This window comes from Actinacidiphila sp. bgisy167 (assembly GCF_965342175.1).
Taxonomy (GTDB): domain Bacteria; phylum Actinomycetota; class Actinomycetes; order Streptomycetales; family Streptomycetaceae; genus Actinacidiphila.
Genome location: NZ_CBDRBL010000046.1, coordinates 23,567 through 44,187 on the forward strand (window position 1 = coordinate 23,567; position 20,621 = coordinate 44,187).

Consider the following 20,621-nt stretch of genomic DNA (forward strand, 5'->3'; position numbering starts at 1 on the left):
GCGGTCGGGGGCGGCGTCAGGTGTGTGCGGGGTCGTGCTCCACGAGCAGATGGCGGGGACCGCGCAGCACGGGGCTGCGGCGGTACGGCGGCGGGTCGTCCACCAGGCGGAGGCCGTCCAGCTCGCGCAGCAGGGTGCTGAGGGCGATCTGCGCCTCCAACCGGGCGAGCGGCGCCCCGAAGCAGCTGTGGACGCCGCTGCCGAAGCCCAGGTGCTGGTTGTCGGTGCGCCGCGGGTCGAACCGGTCGGGGTCGCGGAACCGCTGAGGATCGCGGCTGCCGGAGGCGAGCACCAGGACCAGCGGCGCTCCCCTGGGCACGGTGACCCCCGCGATCTCGACGTCCACCAGTGGGGTGCGCTGCGGCAGCATGTGCACGGGCGGCTCGAACCGCAGCAGTTCCTCGACCGCCCGCGGCATCAGGTGCGGGTCGCTGCGCAGCATTGCGAGCTGGTCGGGCCTGCGCAGCAGGGTGAGCATGCCGTTGGTGATCAGGTTGACCGTGGTCTCGTGGCCGGCGACGAGCAGCAGGACCGCGGTGACCATGAGCTCGACCGGGGTCAGCCCGCCGTCCGGGTCCTGGTCGTCGACGAAGGCCGACAGCAGGTCGTCGGAGGGTTTGCCGCGCCGGCCCTCGGCGAGTCCGCCCAGGTAGAGGCCCATCGCCCGGCGGGCCTCGGTGGCGGCCCTGGTGCGCTCGGTGGGGTCCTCGTCGGGGTCGAGGTCCAGTCCGCCGACGATCGCGTCCGACCAGCCGCGGAACATCGGCTCGTCCTCCTGGGGCACGCCCAGCAGCCGGCAGATCACGGTGACGGGCAGGGGGTAGGCGAAGTCGTCGACGATGTCGACGCGCTGCCTGGTGCGCAGTCCGGCGGCGAGTTCGTCGGCGATGCGGACGATCTCGTCGTGCATGGCGTCGATCCGGCCGGGGGTGTGCGGCGGGCCGAAGGGGCGCATCGCGATGCGGCGGAGCCGGTCGTGCTCGGGGTCGTCGAGGCCGATGAAGGCCGGCGCCAGCTCCCCGGCCAGCCGGGCCTCCTCCGGGTCGCTGCGCAGGCGCCGGTCGGAGCTGATCCTGGGGTCGTGGAGCAGGGCCGTGATCTCGTGGTACGTGCCCACGAGATAGCTGCCGTCGTCCTGCGGCGCCACCTTGTGCTCGCGCAGTTCGGCATAGAGCGGGTACGGATCGGGCCGGTTGGCGTAGTCGGTGATCCTCCGGAACAGGGTGTCCGCAGCCATGGGCGGCAGCTCCTTGTCGTCGTGGGCCGCGGTGTCCGCAGGCCGCGGCCCGTCGGCGGGGTGGTGGGCGGCGGCGGGCGTCAGCCGCCGGGCCGCACCAGGGTCAGGCGCCGGTCGGGCATGTGGCCGGTGAGGGCGACCGTCGGGCCGTGCGAGAGCACCGCGGGGTCGGGTACGTCGGACGGCAGGGGGATCATCGGGGTCGTCCGGTCGGCGGCGCCGGGCTCCGGGGGGAACGGCGCGGCCGTCTCGATCAGGTTCTGGTAGTAGTCCAGCCACTTGGCGCGGTTCACCGACACCGCCGCCGTGACGCGGCCCTTGTACCCGTAGACGACGACCAGCCGGGCCTCGCGCAGCGAGCCCTGCGCGACGACGACCTGGTCGGAGTAGGTGGGCACGCCCACCGACTTGATGTTGTGGCCGAACTGGCTGGACCAGAAGGCCGGCACCGCCAGGTGCGGCCGCCGGAACGGACCCTCGCTGACCATGTTGTGCGCCGCGACCTCGGCCTGTGCCACCGCGTTGCCCCAGTGCTCCAGGGCGAGCAGCTGGTAGCCGAAGAGCGGGTGCGGGAAGCGGGCCACGTCCCCGGCGACGAACACGTCGTCGGTGACGATGCCGTACATGTCGAAGGCGCGGCAGCCTGCGTCGCAGGTCACGCCACGCGGGCCGGCGGCCAGGCCGGACTCGGCCAGCCACTCGGTGTTGCGGACGGCGCCGAGGGCGACCACCGCCACATCCGCCTCGATGGTGCTCCCGTCGGAGAGCCGGGCCCCGGTGAGCCGGCCGTCGCCCTCCAGCGAGGTGACCTGCACCCCGCAGCGGAGGTCCACGCCGTGCCTGCGGTGCATCTCGGCGGCGACCGCGCCGAGCGTGCCGCCGAGTGCTCCCACCAGGGGTGCGGGGCCGCGCTCGACCACCGTCACGGGCAGGTCGCGTTCCCGGCAGGCCGAGGCGATCTCCGAGCCGGTGAAGCCGGCGCCGATCACCAGCACGCGCCGCGGTCCGGCGTCCAGCCGCTGCGCGAGCCCGGCGGCGTCGTCGCTGGTCCGCAGCGTGAACACGCCGTCCAGGGCGGCCTCGGCGGGGACCGGCCAGGGGCGGGCGCGGGTGCCGGTGGCGATCAGCAGGCGGTCGTAGGGCAGTTCCTCGCCGTTCGCGAGGAAGACCCGCTTGCCGACGCCGTCGACGCCCGTCGCCGCGACGCCCAGCTTCCACCGCGCGTCCACCGGGCGGCGGGCCGGAAGCCCGGTCTGCGACGCGGGCACCCGGCCGAGCAGCACCTGCTTGGACAGCGGGGGCCGGTCGTACGGCGGGTGGGGCTCGTCGCCCACGAGGGTCAGCGAGCCCTCGAACCCCTCGTCGCGCAGCGTCTCGGCGGCGCGGAGGCCGGCCAGGGAGGCGCCGACGACGACGATGCGCCCGTCACGCAGCTCACCGGACATCGGTACCCGCCGCCCCGCCGACGAGGATGGCCTGCACCGGGCACGCCACCGCGGCCCGGTGGACGCGCTCGCGCTGCTCGTCCGGAACGGCCGGGACGTACAGCAGCGCCTCCTCGCCGTGCAGTTCGAAGACCTCCGGAGCGAGGAACGCGCACTGCGCGTACGCCTGGCAGCGATTGAGGTCGACCACGATGTTCATCGGCACCACTCCAGCCCCTCAGGCCCCTGCTCTCAGTCGTAGCACTGCCTCCCCGGGCCCGCACGCGGTGCCGTACTCACGGAATCTTGCTGTTTCGTGAGTAACCTCCCTGCCCAGCACACTCGAACGAGCCGTGAGCGAGAAGGAGGAGGCAGCGGTGGTGCGCGGAGCGTATGTGCTGGCGCGGGTGGCGGTCCTGGTGCGGGTGCCGGCGCGGTGGTTGTGGTGGCTGGGTGTCGTGGCGGCGGGCGTCGGGGCCTGCGTGCCCGGACTGACCGGCCGCCGGATCGGCGTGCTGGGCGGGGCGGCGCTCTTCGTCGTCGCCGCGGTGGTGGCCTTCCTGGTGCGCCGACGGCGCTACACGGCCCTCGCGGAGGCGGCCGGGCGCGCGCCCCGCGCCGTCCTCCTGCAGGACCGCCGGGTCACCGCGCGCTCCTGGGCCCGGGCCCGGCGGTGGTGGCTGCTCGGGGCGTTCGCCGTGGCCGTCGCGTCCAGTGCGGCCGCGCCCGCGGCGGCGGGGATGCTGCTCGCGGGCGTCGGGGCGGGGCTGTGGGCCAAGGCGGTGAGCCTCGGGCGCTGGGAGAGGGCGCACGACACGCTGCTGTGGGTCCGGCCCGAGCACGCGGGACGCGGTCCCGCCGCCCGGTCCGTCCCCGGTTACGAGGCCACCGGCCCGGTGGCCGGCGGCGCAGCCCCGGGCGGTGTGCCGCGCCGCCGTGCCGGCGTGGCGGCGGCCCGCTGAGCCGTTCGGGTGACGGCCCGGCCGCCCGCGCGGGCGGCCGGTCAGCCGCCGCTCTCCCGGACGAGGTCCTCGAGGGTCTGGGCGGCGCGCAGGGTGGTGAAGTCCGGGCCGGGGCCGCGGTAGCCGTGGACGGCGGGGCGGGGCAGCGAGTTGTAGGCGAAGTGCGTCGAGAAGTAGTACGCCCCCGTGTCGGGCAGCGCCACGAGGTCGCCCTCGGCGAGCAGCGGCAGTTCGCGGGCTGTCGCGACGAGGTCGCCGGCGAAGCAGCACGGCCCGGCGACGTCCTGGACGACAGCGGCGCCGCGCTTGGGGTGTCCCTGCGGGTCGAGGGCCAGCACCCGCAGCGGCCAGGCGCCGGGCGCGAAGACGGTGCGCGTGGCGACCTGGGCGCCGGCGTGCGTCACGGCGATCGCGCGGCCCCCCGCGGTCTTGGCGTACTCCACGCGCGCCAGGATCGTGCCCTGCTTGGCCACCAGTGACCGCCCGAACTCGGTGACCAGCGCGTACCGCCCGTCGAAGAGCCCCGGCACGGCGGCGCGCAGCACGTCGGCGTAGGCGCGAAAGCCGGGCCGGACCTCGTCGGAGGCGAAGTTGACCGGCAGGCCGCCGCCGATGTCGAGGGTGGTGACCTGCCGGCGTCCGGCCGCCGCGTTGATCCGCTCGGCGAGCGCGTACGCCGCGCGGACCCCGGCGGCCATCAGCTCCAGGGGTACGCCCTGCGACCCGGTGTGGGTGTGCAGCCGGGTGAGCCAGGGGCGGTCGAGATAGGCCCGGACCACCCAGTCCGCCGCGCCCTCGTCGCGCAGGGCGACGCCGAACTTCGACGTGGCGGTGGCCGTGCTCATCGCCCCGATGCGCCCCGCGCCGACCTGGGGGTTGACCCGCAGGCCCAGCGGGGCGGAGGTGGTGCCGGGCGGCACGAGCCGGTCCAGGCGCGCCAGTTCCTGCGCGTTGTCGGCGTTTAGGGCGATGCCGAGGCCGAGCGCCTCCCGCAGCTCGTCCGGGGTCTTGGCCGGGGAGTCCAGCACGATCGAGCCGGGGGGCACGCCGGCCGCCCGGGCCAGGGCGAGCTCTCCGGGGCTGGCGACCTCCGCGCCGATGCCCTCCTCTGCCAGCAGCCGCAGCACCGGCACCAGGGAGGCCGCCTTGACGGCGAAGGTGTGCGTGATGTCCACACCGGGGGTCGCGAAGGCCGTCCGCAGGTCGGCGGCGGCCGCCCGCACCCCGTCCAGGTCGAGCAGCCCGACCACGGGTCTGCCCGGTCCGACCAGTCCCCGCTCGACCGCCGCGCGCAGTGCCCGTTCCCGCCGTGCCGCAGGTTCCTCGGTCATACGTTCATCGTCCCAGGCCGGGCCGTCCGGGGCCGGGCGCGCGCGGGCGCGGGGGCCCGGCTGCCCGGGCGGGAGGCCGCGGTGACGGGGCTGGGTGCGGCTGCCGGGGCTGGTGCGGCGCGGGAGCCGCCCTGCCGCTCGTCCACGGCCGCGTCCCACACGACGCGGGCGGGGGGTGGCAGGTCCTCAGGGCCGCGAAGCCGTGAGCCGCGCGCTCTCGGCGGGTACGACGAGCACGTGGGGGAGCGGTCATGCCGCGCCCGTCGGCCGTCCGGGAGGAGCGCGCATCTGTTGACTGGAGGTATTCAGCAGACCAGGATGTGAATGACCTAATCCAGTCGCGAGGAGGCAGGGGCATGACCGGAACCGGTGCCGGACCGAGGACCGTACGCGCACCGCGCGGCAGCGCGCTCACCGCGCAGGGCTGGCAGCAGGAAGCCGCGCTGCGCATGCTGCAGAACAACCTCGACCCCGAGGTCGCCGAGCACCCCGAGAAGCTCGTCGTCTACGGCGGCACCGGCAAGGCCGCCCGCGACTGGCGGTCCTTCGACGCGATGGTGCGCACCCTCCAGGGGCTCAAGCAGGACGAGACGATGCTCGTCCAGTCCGGCCGCCCGGTCGGCGTGATGCAGACCCACGAGTGGGCGCCGCGCGTGCTGATCGCCAACTCCAACCTCGTCGGCGACTGGGCCACCTGGGAGGAGTTCCGCCGCCTGGAGGCGCTGGGCCTGACCATGTACGGCCAGATGACGGCCGGTTCGTGGATCTACATCGGCACCCAGGGCATCCTCCAGGGCACCTACGAGACCTTCGCCGCCGTCGCGGAGAAGAAGTTCGGCGGCAGCCTGGCCGGCACCATCACCCTCACGGCCGGTCTCGGCGGCATGGGCGGCGCCCAGCCGCTCGCCGTCACCATGAACGGCGGCGTCGCGATCTGCGTCGACTGCGACCCGCGCGCCATCGAGCGCCGTATCGAGCACCGCTACCTGGACGTGCGCGCCGACTCCCTGGAGCACGCGCTCGCGCTCGCCACCGAAGCGCGCGACCAGCGCAAGCCGCTGAGCATCGGCGTCCTCGGCAACGCCGCCGAGCTGGTGCCGCAGCTGCTGGCCATGGACGCGCCCATCGACGTCGTCACCGACCAGACCTCCGCCCACGACCCGCTCGCGTACCTGCCGATCGGCGTCGACTTCGAGGACATGGCCGCGTACGCCGCCGAGAAGCCCGCCGAGTTCACCCAGCGCGCCCGCGAGGCGATGGCGAAGCACGTCGAGGCCATGGTCGGCTTCATGGACGCGGGCGCCGAGGTCTTCGACTACGGCAACTCCATCCGCGGCGAGGCCCAGCTCGCGGGCTACGAGCGGGCGTTCGCGTTCCCCGGCTTCGTCCCGGCCTACATCCGCCCGCTGTTCTGCGAGGGCAAGGGCCCCTTCCGCTGGGCGGCGCTGTCCGGCGACCCGGCCGACATCGCCAAGACCGACAAGGCGATCCTCGAACTCTTCCCGGAGAACGAGTCGCTGGCCCGCTGGATCCGCATGGCCGGTGAGCGCGTCCACTTCCAGGGCCTGCCCGCGCGCATCTGCTGGCTCGGTTACGGCGAGCGCGACAAGGCCGGCGAGCGCTTCAACGAGATGGTCGCCGACGGCACCCTGGCCGCCCCGGTCGTCATCGGCCGCGACCACCTCGACGCCGGCTCCGTCGCCTCCCCGTACCGCGAGACCGAGGCCATGCTCGACGGCTCCGACGCCATCGCCGACTGGCCGCTGCTCAACGCGATGGTCAACGTCGCCTCCGGCGCCTCCTGGGTCTCCCTCCACCACGGAGGCGGCGTCGGCATCGGCCGCTCGATCCACGCCGGCCAGGTCACCGTCGCCGACGGCACCAAGCTGGCCGGCGAGAAGATCCGCCGCGTGCTCACCAACGACCCCGGCATGGGCGTCATCCGCCACGTCGACGCCGGGTACGAGCGCGCCGAGGAGGTCGCCGCCGAGCGCGGCGTGCGCGTGCCCATGCGCGAGGGCGGCCAGGGCGGCGAGGGCGCGGAAGGCGGGGAGGCGTGACCTCCTCGTTCCACGAGATGTGGACGGAGTTGCTGCCCATCGGCCGCGACTCCGGATCCGGCGGCTACCGCCGCTACGCCTGGACGGGCGCGGACACCGACTGCCGCGCCTGGTTCCGGGCGCAGGCCGAGTGCCGGGGCCTGACCTACGAGCTGGACCGCAACGGCAACCAGTGGGCCTGGCTCGGCGACCCTGCCGCCGGGGACGCCGTCGTCACCGGCTCGCACCTGGACTCGGTGCCCGACGGCGGCGCCTTCGACGGGCCGCTCGGCGTCGTGTCGTCCTTCGCGGCGCTGGACGAGCTGCGCGCCCGCGGCGCCGCCCCCGTCAGGCCGCTCGCGATCGTCAACTTCGGCGACGAGGAAGGCGCCCGCTTCGGCCTGGCCTGCGTGGGCTCCCGGCTGACGGCGGGACAGCTCACCGCCGACAAGGCCCGCGGGCTGCGCGACGGCGACGGCGTCACCCTCGCGCAGGCCATGGAACGCGCCGGCCACGACCCGGAGGCGATCGGCCCGGACCCCGAACGCCTGGGCCGCATCGGCGCGTTCGTCGAGCTCCACGTCGAGCAGGGCCGCTTCCTGGCCGACACCCCGCACGCCGTCGGCGTCGCCTCAGCCATCTGGCCGCACGGCCGCTGGCGGTTCGACTTCCACGGCGAGGCCAACCACGCGGGCACCACCCGCCTGGAGGACCGCCGCGACCCGATGCTGACCTACGCCAACACGGTGCTCGCCGCCCGCAAGAAGGCGCGGCTCGCCGGGGCGCTGGCCACCTTCGGCAAGGTCGGCGTCGAGCCCAACGGCGTCAACGCCATCGCCTCCCTCGTACGCGGCTGGCTGGACTCGCGCGCCGCCGACGAGGCCACCCTGGCCGAGGTCGTCGGCGAGATCGAGCGCGCCGCGGCCGAGCGGGGCGAACGCGACGGCGTCCGGGTCGAGGTCACCCGGGAGTCCTTCACCCCGGTCGTGGAGTTCGCGCACGGCCTGCGCGACGAGCTCGTCAAGCTGCTCGGGGAAGCGCCCGTGCTGCCGACCGGGGCGGGACACGACGCCGGCATCCTCTCCGAGGCCGTTCCGACCGCCATGCTGTTCGTGCGGAACCCCACCGGGGTCTCGCACTCCCCGGCCGAGACGGCCACCGAGGACGACTGCCTGGCCGGGGTGACCGCACTCACCGACGTACTGGAGGGCCTGGCGTGTCGCTGACGCCGCAGAGCTACTGGGCCGAGTACGCGTGGACGGGCGGCCGCGTCGAAGCGGGCGTGGTCCTCGACACCGCCGCCGACGGACGGATCGCCGCCGTGCGCACCGGGGCCGCCGCGCCGCCCGTCGGCGCGGTGGCGCTGCGCGGGCTCACCCTGCCGGGCCTGGCCAACGCGCACAGCCACGCCTTCCACCGGGCCCTGCGCGGCACCGTGCAGCAGGGCAGCGGCACCTTCTGGACCTGGCGCGAGGTCATGTACCGGGTGGCGGCCGCGCTCACCCCCGACACCTACTACGACCTCGCCCGCGCCGTGTACGCGGAGATGGCGCTGGCCGGCATCACCTGCGTCGGCGAGTTCCACTACGTCCACCACCGGCCCGGGGGCGCCCCCTACGACGAGCCCAACGCCATGGGCGAGGCGCTGGTCGCCGCCGCCGCCGAGGCCGGCATCCGCATCACCCTCCTCGACACCGCCTACCTCTCCTCCGGCTTCGGCGCGGCCCCCGAGCCGCACCAGCTGCGCTTCAGCGACGGCGACGCCGACGCCTGGGCCGAGCGCGCCGCCGCCCTCGCCGACCGCCCCCACGCGCGGATCGGCGCGGCCGTCCACTCGGTGCGCGCGGTCCCCGCCGCCCAGCTGGCCGCCGTCGCGCGCTGGGCCGAGGAGCGGCAGGCGCCGCTGCACGTCCACCTGTCCGAGCAGCCCGCCGAGAACGAGGCCTGCCTCGCGGCGCACGGTGTGACCCCCGCCCGGCTGCTCGCCGACCACGGCGTGCTGGGCCCGCGCACCTCGGCCGTGCACGCCACCCACCTCACCGACGAGGACATCGCGCTGCTCGGCGGCTCCGGCACCACCGTGTGCATGTGCCCCACCACCGAACGGGACCTGGCCGACGGCATCGGCCCGGCCAGGCGGCTGCAGGAGGCGGGCAGCCCGCTCAGCCTGGGCAGCGACAGCCACGCCGTGATCGACCTGTTCGAGGAGGCGCGGGCCATGGAGCTCGACGAGCGGCTGCGCACCCGCACCCGCGGCCACTGGAGCGCCGCCCAGCTGCTGCGCGCCGCCACCGCCGACGGCCACGCCTCCCTGGGCTGGGCCGACGCCGGGCGGCTGGAGGCCGGCGCGCTCGCCGACTTCACCACGATCGCGCTGGACAGCGTGCGCACCGCGGGCCCCGCGCCCGGGCTGGGCGCCGAGACCGCGGTCTTCGCGGCCACCGGCGCCGACGTCCGCCACACGGTGGTCGGCGGCCGCCACGTCGTCCGCGACGGCGCGCACCAGCTCGTCCACGACGTCGGTGCGGCGCTGGCCGCAGCGGTCTCCACCGTCACCGCCGCCGAAGGAAACCCGTCATGAGCAGCAGCGTCATCACCCGCATCGGCAGCCTGGTCACCAACGACCCGACGCTCGGGCAGGGCCCGCTCGGGCTGTTGGAGGACGCGGCGCTCGTCATCGACGGCGAGCACGTGGCCTGGGTCGGCCCCTCCGCCGCGGCGCCCGCCGCGGACGAGTCGTACGACGCGGGCGGGCGGGCCGTCCTCCCCGGCTTCGTCGACTCCCACTCGCACCTGGTCTTCGCCGGCGACCGCACCCGAGAGTTCAACGCCCGCATGTCGGGCCAGGCCTACACGGCGGGCGGCATCCGCACCACCGTCGCCGCGACCCGCGCGGCGAGCGACGAGGAGCTGCACGCCAACGTCGCCCGCTATGTCGCCGAGGCCCTGCGCCAGGGCACCACCACCATCGAGACCAAGTCCGGCTACGGCCTCACCCCGCACGACGAGGCCCGCGCCCTGCGCATCGCCGGCGCCTACGCCGACGAGGTCACCTTCCTCGGCGCGCACATCGTCGCCCCCGAGTACGCCGACGACCCGGCCGGCTACGTCGAACTGGTGACCGGCCCCATGCTCGACGTCTGCGCCCCGCACGCCCGCTGGGTCGACGTCTTCTGCGAGCGCGGCGCCTTCGACGGCGACCAGGCCCGTGCGATCCTCACCGCGGGCGCCGCCCGCGGCCTGGTCCCGCGCGTGCACGCCAACCAGCTCGGCCACGGCCCGGGCGTGCAGCTCGCCGTGGAGCTGGACGCGGCCTCCGCCGACCACTGCACGCACCTGACCGACGCCGACGTCGACGCGCTCGCCAACAGCCGCACGGTGGCGACGCTGCTGCCCGGCGCCGAGTTCTCCACCCGCGCGGTCTACCCCGACGCGCGGCGGCTGATCGACGCGGGCGTGACGGTGGCGCTGTCCACGGACTGCAACCCCGGCTCGTCCTTCACCACCTCCATGCCCTTCTGCGTGGCCGTCGCCGTCCGCGACATGCGGATGACCCCCGACGAGGCGGTGCGGGCCGCGACCCTGGGCGGGGCGCAGGCGCTGCGCCGGGACGACGTCGGACGGCTCAGCCCCGGAGCGCGGGCCGACCTGGTGGTGCTGGACGCCCCGTCGCACGTCCACCTCGCCTACCGGCCCGGTGTGCCGCTGGTGTCCGCCGTGTGGCGGCGCGGGGTGCGCGCGTCGGCCTGACCGCGCCGGTCCCGCCCCGGTCGTCCTGCTCGGTCGTCCTGCTCGGGACGGGCATGGGCATGCGGCGGGCCCGGTGAGAGACCCTCACCGGGCCCACCGCGCCGTACCGGGGGAGGCCGGGTCAGTCCTCCACGAGCAGCCCCCGCCGCAGCCGCCGCAGAGTGCGGCTGAGCAGCCGTGACACGTGCATCTGGGAGATGCCCAGCTCGGCGCCGATCTCGGACTGCGTCATGTTGCCCACGAAACGCAGCGAGAGGATCTGACGGTCCCGCGCCGGGAGCTCGGCGATCAGCGGCTTGAGGGACTCCACGTACTCGATCCCCTCCAGTCCGTGGTCCTCGTAGCCGATCCGGTCGGCGAGCGCGCCCTCGGAGTCGTCCTCCTCGGGCTGGGCGTCCAGCGAGCTCGCGGTGTACGCGTTGCTCGCGCTCATGCCCTCGATGACCTCCGCCTCGGTGATCTGCAGCCGCTCTGCCAGCTCGGCGACGGTCGGCGCGCGGTCGAGCTGCTGCGCGAGCTCGTCACCGGCCTTGGCCAGGTCCAGCCGCAACTCCTGCAGCCGCCGCGGGACCCGCACCGACCAGGAGGTGTCGCGGAAGAAGCGCTTGATCTCGCCGATGATGGTCGGCATGGCGAAGGTGGGGAACTCGACCCCGCGGCTCAGCTCGAAGCGGTCGATGGCCTTGATCAGCCCGATCGTGCCCACCTGGATGATGTCCTCGACCGGCTCGCTGCGCGAGCGGAACCGCGAGGCGGCGAACTTCACCAGGGCGAGGTTGAGCTCGACCAGGGTGTTGCGGACATAGCTGTACTCGTGGGTGCCCTCCTCCAGCGTCTCCAGGCGCTGGAACAGTGTCTTGGACAGGGCCCGTGCGTCCACCGGGCCCACTTCGTCGAAGGGCGGGATCTCCGGGAGGTCCTCCAGGCCCTCCGGAATCCCGTGTACCTCGTGAACGTCGGCCTCGGTGATCGCCGACGCGTCGTGCGCGTCGAGCCGGGGTGCCATGCTCTCCTCCCTCGGGTCGGCGGCAGGGCAAGCGGAGCGTGGAATTCAGCCCACACTCAACGCCTACCCCGTTCGCCGCGAATAGTGCAACCTGGGGGTAACCGATCCCGCACCGCCATCGGAGCGACAACCACCCGGGTGTAGGGTGCGGTGATGCAGACCGCCGAGACGTCCGGGAGGAGCGCGCATGGACCGCGAAACGGTCGACACCGCCGGGCGTGACCGGCTGCACGTTTCCGTTACGCGGCACGGAGCGACCGCTGTCGTGGCGCCCGCGGGCGAGCTCGACCACCACACCGCCGACCTGCTGCGCGAGCCGCTCGACGCGCTGGTCGAGGAGGGCTTCGGCAGCCTCGTGGTCGACTGCGCGCACCTGGAGTTCTGCGACTCCACCGGACTCAACGTCCTGCTCGGCACCAGGCTGAAGGCCGAGGCCGCGGGCGGCGCGGTCCATCTGGCCGGGATGCGGCCGGCCGTGGCCAAGGTCTTCGCCATCACCGGCGCCGAGGCCGTGTTCATCGTCCACGACTCTCTGGACGACGCGCTCAGGGAATGACCTCCGCGGCGTCCGTCCACGGCGTCGCCGTGGCATGCCCTGGTTCGTCCGCTCCGGAGGTGTTCACCGGAGCGACCCGGGCAGGAGAGACCTCGGGATCACTTCGGATACTGGCGGACATCGGTGAGTGGAGGCGCTGATGAGCACCACCCGGCCCCCTGCGGCCGACGACCGCGGCCCGGACCCGGGCGGTGCGGCCGAGCCGCCGCACACCCGGGGCCGGAACGCCGACGCCGAGGTACGCAGGCTGTCGCTGGCCGACGTGGCCGGCGTGGTGCCCAGCGCCCGTGACTTCACTCGGGAGGCCCTCCAGGAGTGGGGCTGGCTGCCGGCCGAGACCGCCGATCGCCGTGCGGCCGCCGAGGACGTCCTGCTCGTGGTCTCGGAACTGGTGACGAACGCCTGCCTGCACGCGGGCGGCCCGGAGGAGCTCCGGCTGTTCCGGCGGGCCAAGGCGCTGCGTCTGGAGGTCGCCGACGGTGGCGTCGGCAGCCCCGCCCCGCGCACTCCGCACCGGGCCGGACGGCCGGGCGGGCACGGGATGTTCATAGTGCAGCGGCTCTGCCTGGACTGGGGGGTCGTCCGCCACGGCGACGGCCGGCCGGGCAAGACGGTGTGGGCCGAGGTCGCCGCCCCCGCCTGAACCACCGCCCCCGCCTGAACGGCGGCCCACCCGGGTGCAGGCCGGGCCACCGCCCCGCACAGCGCCCGTGTCCAGCACAGCCCGGCACACCACCGGCCGGGCCGGCGACGCAGAGGCGCGGCCCGGGGCGGTCGTGTGACGGCGCCCAGCCGGCGCCTAGCCGTCCAGGTCCTCGATGCAGGCCGTGGAGGGACCGCGCTTGCCCACGAGTCCCGCCGCCACCGATTCGGCGTCGCGCAGCACCCGGACGGCGTTCCGCCACGCCAGCTTCCCGAGGTCGTCCCCGGACCAGCCCCGGCGCAGGAGTTCGGCGAACAGCCGCGGGTAGCCCGAGACGTCGTCCAGGCCCTCGGGGAGGTAGGCGACGCCGTCGTAGTCGCCCCCGAGGCCGAGGTGGTCGACGCCGGCGACCTCGCGCATGTGGTCGAGGTGGTCCGCGACGGTGCCGATGTCCGCGACCGGCCGGGGGTGCCGCTCCGCGTAGGCCTCGTGGACGGCCCGCGCCTTCGGGGACTGGTCGAGCGGGTGCAGGCCGTGGGCCTTCATGTTCTCGTTCGCGCCGACGATCCACTGCGCCGCCGCCGGCAGGATGAACTGCGGCACGAAGGTGGCCATCGCGACGCCCCCGTTGCGGGGCAGCTGTTCCAGGACGTCGTCGGGGATGTTGCGGACGTGGTCGCAGACGGCGCGTGAGGAGGAGTGCGAGAAGAGCACCGGGGCCTCGCTGACGCGCAGCGCCGCCCGCATCGTCCCCGGCGAGACGTGGGACAGGTCGACCAGCATGCCGAGGCGGTTCATCTCGCGGACGACCTCCTCGCCGAACGCGGTCAGACCGCCGTGCCGGGCCTCGTCCGTGGCGGAGTCCGCCCAGTCGATGGTGTCGTTGTGGGTGAGCGTCATGTACCGCACGCCCAGCGTGTGCAGCATCCGCAGCACCCCGAGGGAGTTTGCGATGCTGTGCCCACCCTCGGCGCCCATGAGGGAGGCGATGCGCCCCTCGGCGCGGGCGGCCTCCATGTCGTCCGCCGTCACCGCGAGCCGCAGCGCGTCCGGGTGCCGGTCCACCAGCCGCAGCACGCAGTCGATCTGCTCCAGGACGGCGGTGACGGCGTCGCCCCCGGTGAGGTCGGTGCGGACGTACACCGACCAGAACTGCGCGCCGACACGGCCCGCCCGCAGCCGGGGGATGTCGGTGTGCAGATGGGTGGACTGGTCGCCGGCGATGTCCCGCCGCTCGAGGTCGTAGCGGACCTGCTCGCGCAGCCGCCACGGGAGGTCGTTGTGGCCGTCCACCACCGGGTGGGCGCTGAGCAGCTCCTGTGCGCGTGCGAGCAGGTCCATGGCTTACTTACCTCCGAAACCGAAGCCGGCCGACCCCTCCACCTTGGCACGCAGGCGTTTGCCCTTCTCGGTCGCCTGCTGGTTCAGCTCCTCCTGGAAGTGCCGCATGCGCTCCAGCAGTTCGGAGTCGTGTGCGGCGAGCATGCGCACCGCAAGCAGCCCCGCGTTGCGCGCGCCGGCCACCGAGACGGTGGCGACCGGGACGCCGGCGGGCATCTGCACGATGGACAGCAGCGAGTCCATGCCGTCCAGGTACTTCAGCGGCACGGGCACCCCGATCACCGGCAGCGGCGTCACCGACGCCAGCATTCCGGGCAGGTGCGCGGCGCCGCCGGCGCCCGCGATGATCGCCTTGAGGCCGCGCTCGGCGGCCTGCTCGCCGTACGCGACCATCTCGCGCGGCATGCGGTGAGCGGAGACGACGTCGACCTCGTACGGCACCTCGAACTCGTCCAGTGCCTGCGCGGCGGCCTCCATGACCGGCCAGTCGGAGTCGGAACCCATCACGATGCCGACCAGCGGCCCAGCGGGATTGCTCACTCTTGGATCGTCCCTCGCAGGTAGTCGGCGGCGTGCCGGGCGCGCTCGCGCACCTCGGCCAGGTCGTCGCCGTAGGTGTTGACATGGCCCACCTTGCGGCCGGGCTTCACGTCCTTGCCGTACATGTGGATCTTGAGCTGCGGGTCGCGCGCCATGCAGTGCAGATACGCCGAGTACATGTCGGGGTAGTCGCCGCCGAGCACGTTGGCCATCACCGTCCAGGGCTGGCGCGGGCGCGGATCGCCCAGCGGCAGGTCCAGGACCGCGCGCAGGTGGTTGGCGAACTGCGAGGTCACGGCGCCGTCCTGGGTCCAGTGGCCGCTGTTGTGCGGGCGCATGGCCAGCTCGTTGACGAGGAGCCGGCCGTCCCGGGTCTCGAAGAGCTCCACCGCGAGGTGTCCCACCACGCCCAGCTCCTCGGCTATGGTCAGCGCGAGTCGCTGGGCCTCCGCCGACAGGGCCTCGGCCAGCTCGGGCGCCGGGGCGATCACCGTGTCGCACACGCCGTCGACCTGGATCGACTCCACCACCGGGTAGGCGACCGCCTGCCCGTGCGGGGAGCGCACCACGTTGGCCGCCAGCTCCCGAGCGAAGTCGACCTTCTCCTCTGCCAGCACCGGCACGCCTGCCCGGAACGGCTCGGCGGCCGCGGCCTCGTCGCGGACGACCCACACGCCCTTGCCGTCGTAGCCGCCGCGCACCGTCTTGAGCACGACGGGGTACCCCTCGCCTTCCTCGGCGAAGCGCGTCACGTCGGCCGGGTCGGAGACGATGCGGTGCCGTGGGCAGGGCACGCCGATCGCGTCGAGCCTGGCCCGCATCACGCCCTTGTCCTGGGCGTGCACCAGCGCGTCGGGCCCGGGGCGGACGGCGATGCCGTCGGCCTCCAGCGCCCGCAGGTGCTCGGTGGGGACGTGCTCGTGATCGAAGGTGATCACGTCGCAGCCGGCGGCGAAGGCGCGCAGCGTGTCGAGGTCGCGGTAGTCACCCACCACGACCTCACCGGCGACCAGGGCCGCGGAGTCCGCGGGCGTGTCACTGAGGAGCTTGAACCTGATGCCGAGCGGAATGCCCGCCTCGTGGGTCATACGGGCGAGCTGGCCGCCGCCGATCATGCCGACTACAGGAAATGTCACGGTGACCAGGATATCCGGGCGCGAACCACACTCCGACCGCCGTCCCCCGAGGGGCCCGGATAGCATGAAGGTCTGAGACCAGACACAGACGGGGCCGAACGATCACATGGACGGTGCGACCGGGTCCACCACCCGGGCAGGACTGCGGAACCGGCTGACGGCGGTGACCCGCGAGATCGCCAAGTTCGGCGCGGTCGGTGGGGCGGGGGTGCTGGTCAACATCGCGGCCTTCAACCTCGTGCGGCACGTCACCGACCTCCAGGTGGTGAGGGCCGGCATCATCGCGACCGTCGTCGCGATCGCCTTCAACTACCTCGGGTTCCGCTACTTCACCTACCGCGACCGCGACAAGTCGGGCCGCACGCGCGAGCTCACCTTGTTCCTGGCGTTCAGCGCGGTGGGCCTGGTGATCGAGAACGGGGTGCTCTACACGGCGACCTACACCTTCGGCTGGGACAGCCCGCTGCAGAGCAACGTCTTCAAGTTCATCGGCATCGGCGTGGCCACCCTGTTCCGCTTCTGGTCCTACCGCAGCTGGGTGTTCAAGGCGCTGCCCGTCCCGGAGACCGCGCCGGGTGCAGAATCGTTCCTGGCCGGACAGGAGGGCGAGACCCCCGGCGCCCCGGCGGGCGCACGGATCGCCCCGACGGGCTCCCCGGGCGCCCGCTCGTCCGCGCGCTGACGCCTAGCGGGGCTTGCCGCCGCCGTCGCCCCGGCGGACGACGACCTGGTCCTCGCGCGCCAGGAAGAGCGCGAAGACCGGTGGACGCTGCTGCAGCAGCTCCAGCCGGCCCCCGTCGGCCTCCGCCAGGTCGCGGGCGACCGCGAGGCCGATGCCGGTGGAGTTGCGGCCGCTGACCGTGCGCTCGAAGACCCGCGCCCCCAGCTCCGGAGGCACGCCCTGGCCCTCGTCCGTGACCTCGACCACGACCTGCGTCCCGGTGACCCGGGTGGAGATCGCGACCGTGCCGGAGCCGTGCATCAGACCGTTCTCGATCAGTGTGGCCAGCACTTGGGCGACCGCCCCGGGGGTGCCGACCGCGCGCAGCCGCTTCTCGCCCGTGGCGGTGATGGCCCGGCACGCGCTGCGGTACGCCGGGCGCCACTCCTCCACCTGCTGCTTGATCACGTCGTCGATGTCGAACACGACCGCGGAGCCCGTCCGCGGGTCCCGCGCGTTGGTGAGCAGCCGCTGCACGACGTCCGTGAGCCGTTCCACCTGACCGAGTGCGATCGTCGCCTCCTCCTTGACGGCGTCCTCGTCCTCGGCCGTGGCGATGATCTCCTCCAGCCGCATCGACAGCGCCGTCAGCGGGGTCCGCAGCTGGTGCGAGGCGTCCGCCGCCAGCCTCCGCTCGGCGGTGAGCATCCGGGCGATCCGCTCGGCGCTGCGGTCCAGCACGTCCGCGACCCGGTCCAGCTCCGGTACCCCGTAGCGCCGGTGCCGCGGCCTGGGGTCGCCGGACCCCAGGCGCTCCGCGGTCTCCGCGAGGTCGGTCAGCGGGCTGCCGAGCCGGCGCGCCTGGCGCACCGCGAGGACGACGGCGGCCAGCACCGCCAGCAGCGCCACGGCGAGGATGATCAGCAGGGTGCGGCCGATCTCCTGGCTCACCTTGCTGCGGGACTCCTCGACGGTGACGGTCTCGCCGTGCTCGCCGCTCTGCAGGGAGGAGATCACCTGGCCGGTGGGCCTGGCGCCGATGCTGATCGGCTCCTCGCCGGGGATCTTCACCAGCGCGTAGCGCCCGGGCGCGATCTGCTGGGCCAGCACCTCGCGGCTGATCGGCTCCTCGCCGGTCATCCTGCTCTCGACGATGCCGACCAGCCGCACCGCCTCGGAGTCCACGCTCTCGCGGGCGCTGTTCTCGATCGTCCGCGCCTCCACCAGCACGAGGGACACCCCGAAGACGGCGATGACGACAAGCACGACGGCGAGCGTGGACTGGATGAGACGGCGGCGCATGAGTGAAGCGTCTCAGACCGCGCGGGGCTGCGGGCGTGCCGGTTGTCCTCAGTTCTTCTCGAACCGGAAGCCGACCCCGCGCACCGTGGAGATGTAGCGGGGGGCAGCCGCATCGTCGCCGAGCTTCTTGCGCAGCCACGAGATGTGCATGTCCAGCGTCTTGGTGGAGGACCACCAGGTGGTGTCCCACACCTCGCGCATCAGCTGCTCCCTGGTGACCACTCGGCCGGCGTCCCGGACCAGCACCCGCAGGAGATCGAACTCCTTCGCGGTCAACTGCAGTTCCTCGTCACCCATCCACGCGCGGTGCGACTCCACGTCGATCCGCACCCCCTGGGTGGAGGGCTGCTGGGCCTCGGTGGTGCCGCGCCGCAGCAGCGCCCGCACCCGGGCCAGCAGCTCGGCCAGCCGGAAGGGCTTGGTCACGTAGTCGTCGGCGCCGGCGTCCAGGCCGACCACCGTGTCCACCTCGTCGGCGCGGGCGGTGAGCACCAGCACCGGGAAGCCATGGCCTTCGGTGCGCAGCCTTCTGCACACCTCCAGCCCGTCCATTCCGGGCAGTCCCAGGTCGAGCACCAGAAGATCGAAGGAGCCGAGGAGGGCGGCTTCGAGCGCCGCGGGTCCGTCCTCGCGCACCTCGACCTCGTACCCTTCGCGGCGCAGCGCGCGTGCGAGCGGTTCCGAGATGGATGCGTCGTCCTCGGCGAGCAGTACGCGGGTCATGGGCTGATGGTAGTCCGCTTGGAGAAAGCGCACGCCGGTCCGGCGGCGACCGTTGTGAGGTACACCTCAAATCACATCTTTTAGCACATACAGTGCCTCCCGTAAAGCAACCAAAAGCCCGAGTCACTCCAAGGGACCTTTGCCGTACGCCAAGCGACGAAGGCCCCTTTTTGTTCGTGTCCGGTCCCCATCAGCATGTCAGTCCATGACCTGTGGGCCCCGCGCGCCCAGCCGGTCACACCGCCACCCGGACGCGCACCGCTCGCGCGTCCAGAGCAGCAAGGAAAGTCCATGGCGTCCAGCCTGACGAAGGACGTCGGCCCGCAGGGCACCCCTGCGGACGGCGGCACGACCTTCCTCGGCCACCCTCGCGGTCTGGCCACCCTCTTCATGACCGAGACGTGGGAGCGCTTCAGCTACTACGGGATGAGGGCCCTGCTCGTCCTCTACCTGACGGCCTCGGTCGCGGACGGCGGGCTCGGCATGAAGGCCGCCACCGCCGGCGCGATCTACAGCGTCTACACCGCCACGGTGTACCTGCTGGCGATGCCGGGCGGCTGGTTCGCCGACCGCCTCTGGGGCCCGCGCCGCACGGTCGCCATCGGCGGTACGATCATCATGATCGGGCACTTCCTGCTGGCCGTGCCCGTGAAGGCGTCGTTCTTCGTCGGCCTGGTCTTCATCGCGGTGGGCTCCGGCCTGCTGAAGTCGAACATCTCGACGATGGTCGGCCAGCTCTACCCGGACCGCAGCGACCCGCGCCGGGACGGCGGCTTCACGATCTTCTACATCGGCATCAACCTCGGCGCCTTCCTCGCACCGCTGGCCATCGGCACCGTCGGCCAGAAGGTCGACTGGCACCTGGGCTTCGCCATGGCCGGTGTCGGCATGGCGCTGGGCCTGGCCCAGTTCCTCATCGGCACCAAGCACCTCGCCCCGGTCTCCAGCGTCGTCCCCACACCGCTGGACGCCGCCGGGCGCGCGGGCCTGATGAAGAAGGCGCTGCTCTGGCTGGCCGCCGCGGTGGTCTTCTACGGCGTGGTCACCTTCACCGGCCACTTCACGATCAACTGGGTGCTCTGGCCGCTCTCCCTGCTGGGGCTGGCCCTGCCGGCGTACTACTTCACCCGCATCCGCCGCGACCAGGAGCTCACCGCCGACGAGAAGGCCAAGGTCAGCGGCTACATCTGGTTCTTCGTCGTGGCCGCCGTCTTCTGGATGATCTACGACCAGTCCGGTTCGACCCTGACGGTCTTCGCCTCCGACCACACCGCGTCCACCCTGTGGGGCTTCGACTTCCCCGAGAGCTGGTTCCAGTCGCTGAACCCGCTGTTCGTGATGGCGCTCGCCCCGGTCTTCGCGGCCCTGTGGACGACCCTGGGCCGCAGGAACCCCAGCACGACCGTGAAGTTCGCCCTCGGCGTCGGCGGCATCGGTGTCTCCTTCGTGGTGATGATGCTCGCCCAGGCCGCCGCGTCGGGGGACGTGAAGGTCACCCCGCTGTGGCTGGCAGTGGTCTACCTCATCCAGACGACCGCCGAGCTGTGCCTGTCCCCGGTGGGGCTGTCGGTCACCACCAAGCTGGCCCCGGTCAAGTACGCCGGCCAGATGATGGGCCTGTGGTTCCTCGCCGTCACGGCGGGCGACTGCGTGGCAGCGATCCTGCAGCTGCTCATCGGCGACGCCTTCCTGTCGGAGGCCTCCTTCGCGGTTCAGGGAGGCGTGGCGCTGGCCGCGGGCGTGGGCTTCGTGCTGTACCGCAAGCGGGTCATCCGCCTCATGGGCGACGTCCACTGACGGCTGCGCCGGGCTCTTTGGGCGTTGCCGGTGTGCGGGTGCGTCTGCGGCCGGGGTTGCGGGGTCGGGGGTGGTGCGCGGAACGTCCTCAGGCCCTCGGGGGCACGGCACCGCACCTGCCCGTCCCCCTGCAGCTGCTCGGTCGCCCGGCGAAGCGCAGGCGGCCGGCGGCG

At 73.5% G+C, this 20,621-nt stretch carries 19 protein-coding genes; 9 read left to right on the plus strand and 10 right to left on the minus strand.

Features of this window, described 5'->3' with window-relative positions; all coding sequences use genetic code 11:
• Positions 1-16: 16 nt before the first annotated feature.
• From ACRWND_RS18525 to ACRWND_RS18535, 3 genes are all read right to left on the minus strand, one after another.
• The gene (locus ACRWND_RS18525) at positions 17-1,237 is read right to left on the minus strand and encodes a cytochrome P450 (protein WP_431950687.1); all 1,221 of its coding nucleotides are present in this window, start codon (positions 1,235-1,237) and stop codon (positions 17-19) included.
• 80 nt (positions 1,238-1,317) lie between these two features.
• Complete coding sequence (locus ACRWND_RS18530; protein ID WP_431950689.1) at positions 1,318-2,682, minus strand: NAD(P)/FAD-dependent oxidoreductase; 1,365 nt, start codon at positions 2,680-2,682, stop codon at positions 1,318-1,320.
• On the minus strand, positions 2,672-2,881 hold the full coding sequence (locus ACRWND_RS18535; protein ID WP_431950691.1) for a ferredoxin: 210 nt from the start codon (positions 2,879-2,881) through the stop codon (positions 2,672-2,674). Before ACRWND_RS18535 ends, ACRWND_RS18530 begins: the two co-directional genes overlap by 11 nt.
• Positions 2,882-3,038: 157 nt before the next feature.
• Between ACRWND_RS18535 and ACRWND_RS18540 the strand changes: the two genes are divergently transcribed.
• Positions 3,039-3,623: a hypothetical protein gene (locus ACRWND_RS18540; protein WP_431950732.1), complete on the plus strand. Its 585-nt coding sequence runs from the start codon at positions 3,039-3,041 to the stop codon at positions 3,621-3,623.
• A gap of 41 nt (positions 3,624-3,664) precedes the next feature.
• Here ACRWND_RS18540 and ACRWND_RS18545 read toward each other — a convergent pair whose 3' ends face one another.
• Positions 3,665-4,954: a diaminopimelate decarboxylase gene (locus ACRWND_RS18545; RefSeq protein WP_431950693.1), complete on the minus strand. Its 1,290-nt coding sequence runs from the start codon at positions 4,952-4,954 to the stop codon at positions 3,665-3,667.
• 356 nt (positions 4,955-5,310) lie between these two features.
• On the opposite strand from ACRWND_RS18545, the gene hutU reads away from it, so the two are divergent.
• From hutU to hutI, 4 genes are read left to right on the plus strand one after another with little or no spacing between them, the layout of a single operon-like run.
• Positions 5,311-7,014, plus strand: a complete 1,704-nt coding sequence (gene hutU / locus ACRWND_RS18550; protein ID WP_431950695.1) for a urocanate hydratase — start codon at positions 5,311-5,313, stop codon at positions 7,012-7,014.
• Positions 7,011-8,219: an allantoate amidohydrolase gene (locus ACRWND_RS18555; RefSeq protein ID WP_431950697.1), complete on the plus strand. Its 1,209-nt coding sequence runs from the start codon at positions 7,011-7,013 to the stop codon at positions 8,217-8,219. Before hutU ends, ACRWND_RS18555 begins: the two co-directional genes overlap by 4 nt.
• Positions 8,216-9,574, plus strand: a complete 1,359-nt coding sequence (locus tag ACRWND_RS18560; protein ID WP_431950734.1) for a formimidoylglutamate deiminase — start codon at positions 8,216-8,218, stop codon at positions 9,572-9,574. The genes ACRWND_RS18555 and ACRWND_RS18560 overlap by 4 nt, the downstream gene beginning before the upstream one ends.
• A complete protein-coding gene (gene hutI / locus ACRWND_RS18565; RefSeq protein WP_431950699.1) occupies positions 9,571-10,743 on the plus strand; it encodes an imidazolonepropionase in 1,173 nt (390 codons plus the stop codon). The genes ACRWND_RS18560 and hutI overlap by 4 nt, the downstream gene beginning before the upstream one ends.
• A 121-nt stretch (positions 10,744-10,864) precedes the next feature.
• On the opposite strand, the gene ACRWND_RS18570 is transcribed toward hutI, so the two are convergent.
• Positions 10,865-11,749 carry an RNA polymerase sigma factor SigF gene (locus tag ACRWND_RS18570; RefSeq protein WP_431950701.1) on the minus strand — a complete coding sequence of 295 codons (885 nt, stop codon included), beginning with the start codon at positions 11,747-11,749 and terminating at the stop codon, positions 10,865-10,867.
• A 187-nt stretch (positions 11,750-11,936) separates the two neighbouring features.
• Between ACRWND_RS18570 and ACRWND_RS18575 the strand changes: the two genes are divergently transcribed.
• Positions 11,937-12,305: an STAS domain-containing protein gene (locus ACRWND_RS18575; RefSeq protein ID WP_431950703.1), complete on the plus strand. Its 369-nt coding sequence runs from the start codon at positions 11,937-11,939 to the stop codon at positions 12,303-12,305.
• Positions 12,306-12,444: 139 nt separating this feature from the next.
• Positions 12,445-12,948 carry an ATP-binding protein gene (locus ACRWND_RS18580; protein WP_431950705.1) on the plus strand — a complete coding sequence of 168 codons (504 nt, stop codon included), beginning with the start codon at positions 12,445-12,447 and terminating at the stop codon, positions 12,946-12,948.
• Positions 12,949-13,104: 156 nt separating this feature from the next.
• Here the strand turns inward: ACRWND_RS18580 and ACRWND_RS18585 are convergent, their stop codons facing one another.
• Genes ACRWND_RS18585 through ACRWND_RS18595 form a run of 3 tightly spaced genes read right to left on the minus strand, consistent with a single transcriptional unit; the run spans position 13,105 to position 15,965 of the window.
• Positions 13,105-14,289 (minus strand): dipeptidase, encoded by a 1,185-nt coding sequence (locus ACRWND_RS18585; protein ID WP_431950707.1) that lies wholly within the window; start codon positions 14,287-14,289, stop codon positions 13,105-13,107.
• Between the two features lie 3 nt (positions 14,290-14,292).
• Positions 14,293-14,793: a 5-(carboxyamino)imidazole ribonucleotide mutase gene (purE, locus tag ACRWND_RS18590; protein WP_431950736.1), complete on the minus strand. Its 501-nt coding sequence runs from the start codon at positions 14,791-14,793 to the stop codon at positions 14,293-14,295.
• Between the two features lie 32 nt (positions 14,794-14,825).
• On the minus strand, positions 14,826-15,965 hold the full coding sequence (locus ACRWND_RS18595) for a 5-(carboxyamino)imidazole ribonucleotide synthase (protein ID WP_431950709.1): 1,140 nt from the start codon (positions 15,963-15,965) through the stop codon (positions 14,826-14,828).
• A 106-nt stretch (positions 15,966-16,071) separates the two neighbouring features.
• Here ACRWND_RS18595 and ACRWND_RS18600 point away from each other — a divergent pair, with 106 nt between their 5' ends.
• On the plus strand, positions 16,072-16,647 hold the full coding sequence (locus ACRWND_RS18600) for a GtrA family protein (RefSeq protein WP_431950711.1): 576 nt from the start codon (positions 16,072-16,074) through the stop codon (positions 16,645-16,647).
• A 3-nt stretch (positions 16,648-16,650) separates the two neighbouring features.
• Here ACRWND_RS18600 and ACRWND_RS18605 read toward each other — a convergent pair whose 3' ends face one another.
• Together ACRWND_RS18605 and ACRWND_RS18610 are read right to left on the minus strand one after the other, a co-directional pair.
• Positions 16,651-17,928, minus strand: coding sequence for an ATP-binding protein (locus ACRWND_RS18605; RefSeq protein ID WP_431950713.1), 1,278 nt, complete (start codon positions 17,926-17,928; stop codon positions 16,651-16,653).
• A gap of 48 nt (positions 17,929-17,976) precedes the next feature.
• Positions 17,977-18,651: a response regulator transcription factor gene (locus ACRWND_RS18610; RefSeq protein ID WP_384282990.1), complete on the minus strand. Its 675-nt coding sequence runs from the start codon at positions 18,649-18,651 to the stop codon at positions 17,977-17,979.
• Positions 18,652-18,942: 291 nt separating this feature from the next.
• Here ACRWND_RS18610 and ACRWND_RS18615 point away from each other — a divergent pair, with 291 nt between their 5' ends.
• Positions 18,943-20,448: a peptide MFS transporter gene (locus tag ACRWND_RS18615; RefSeq protein ID WP_431950716.1), complete on the plus strand. Its 1,506-nt coding sequence runs from the start codon at positions 18,943-18,945 to the stop codon at positions 20,446-20,448.
• Positions 20,449-20,621: the final 173 nt, after the last annotated feature.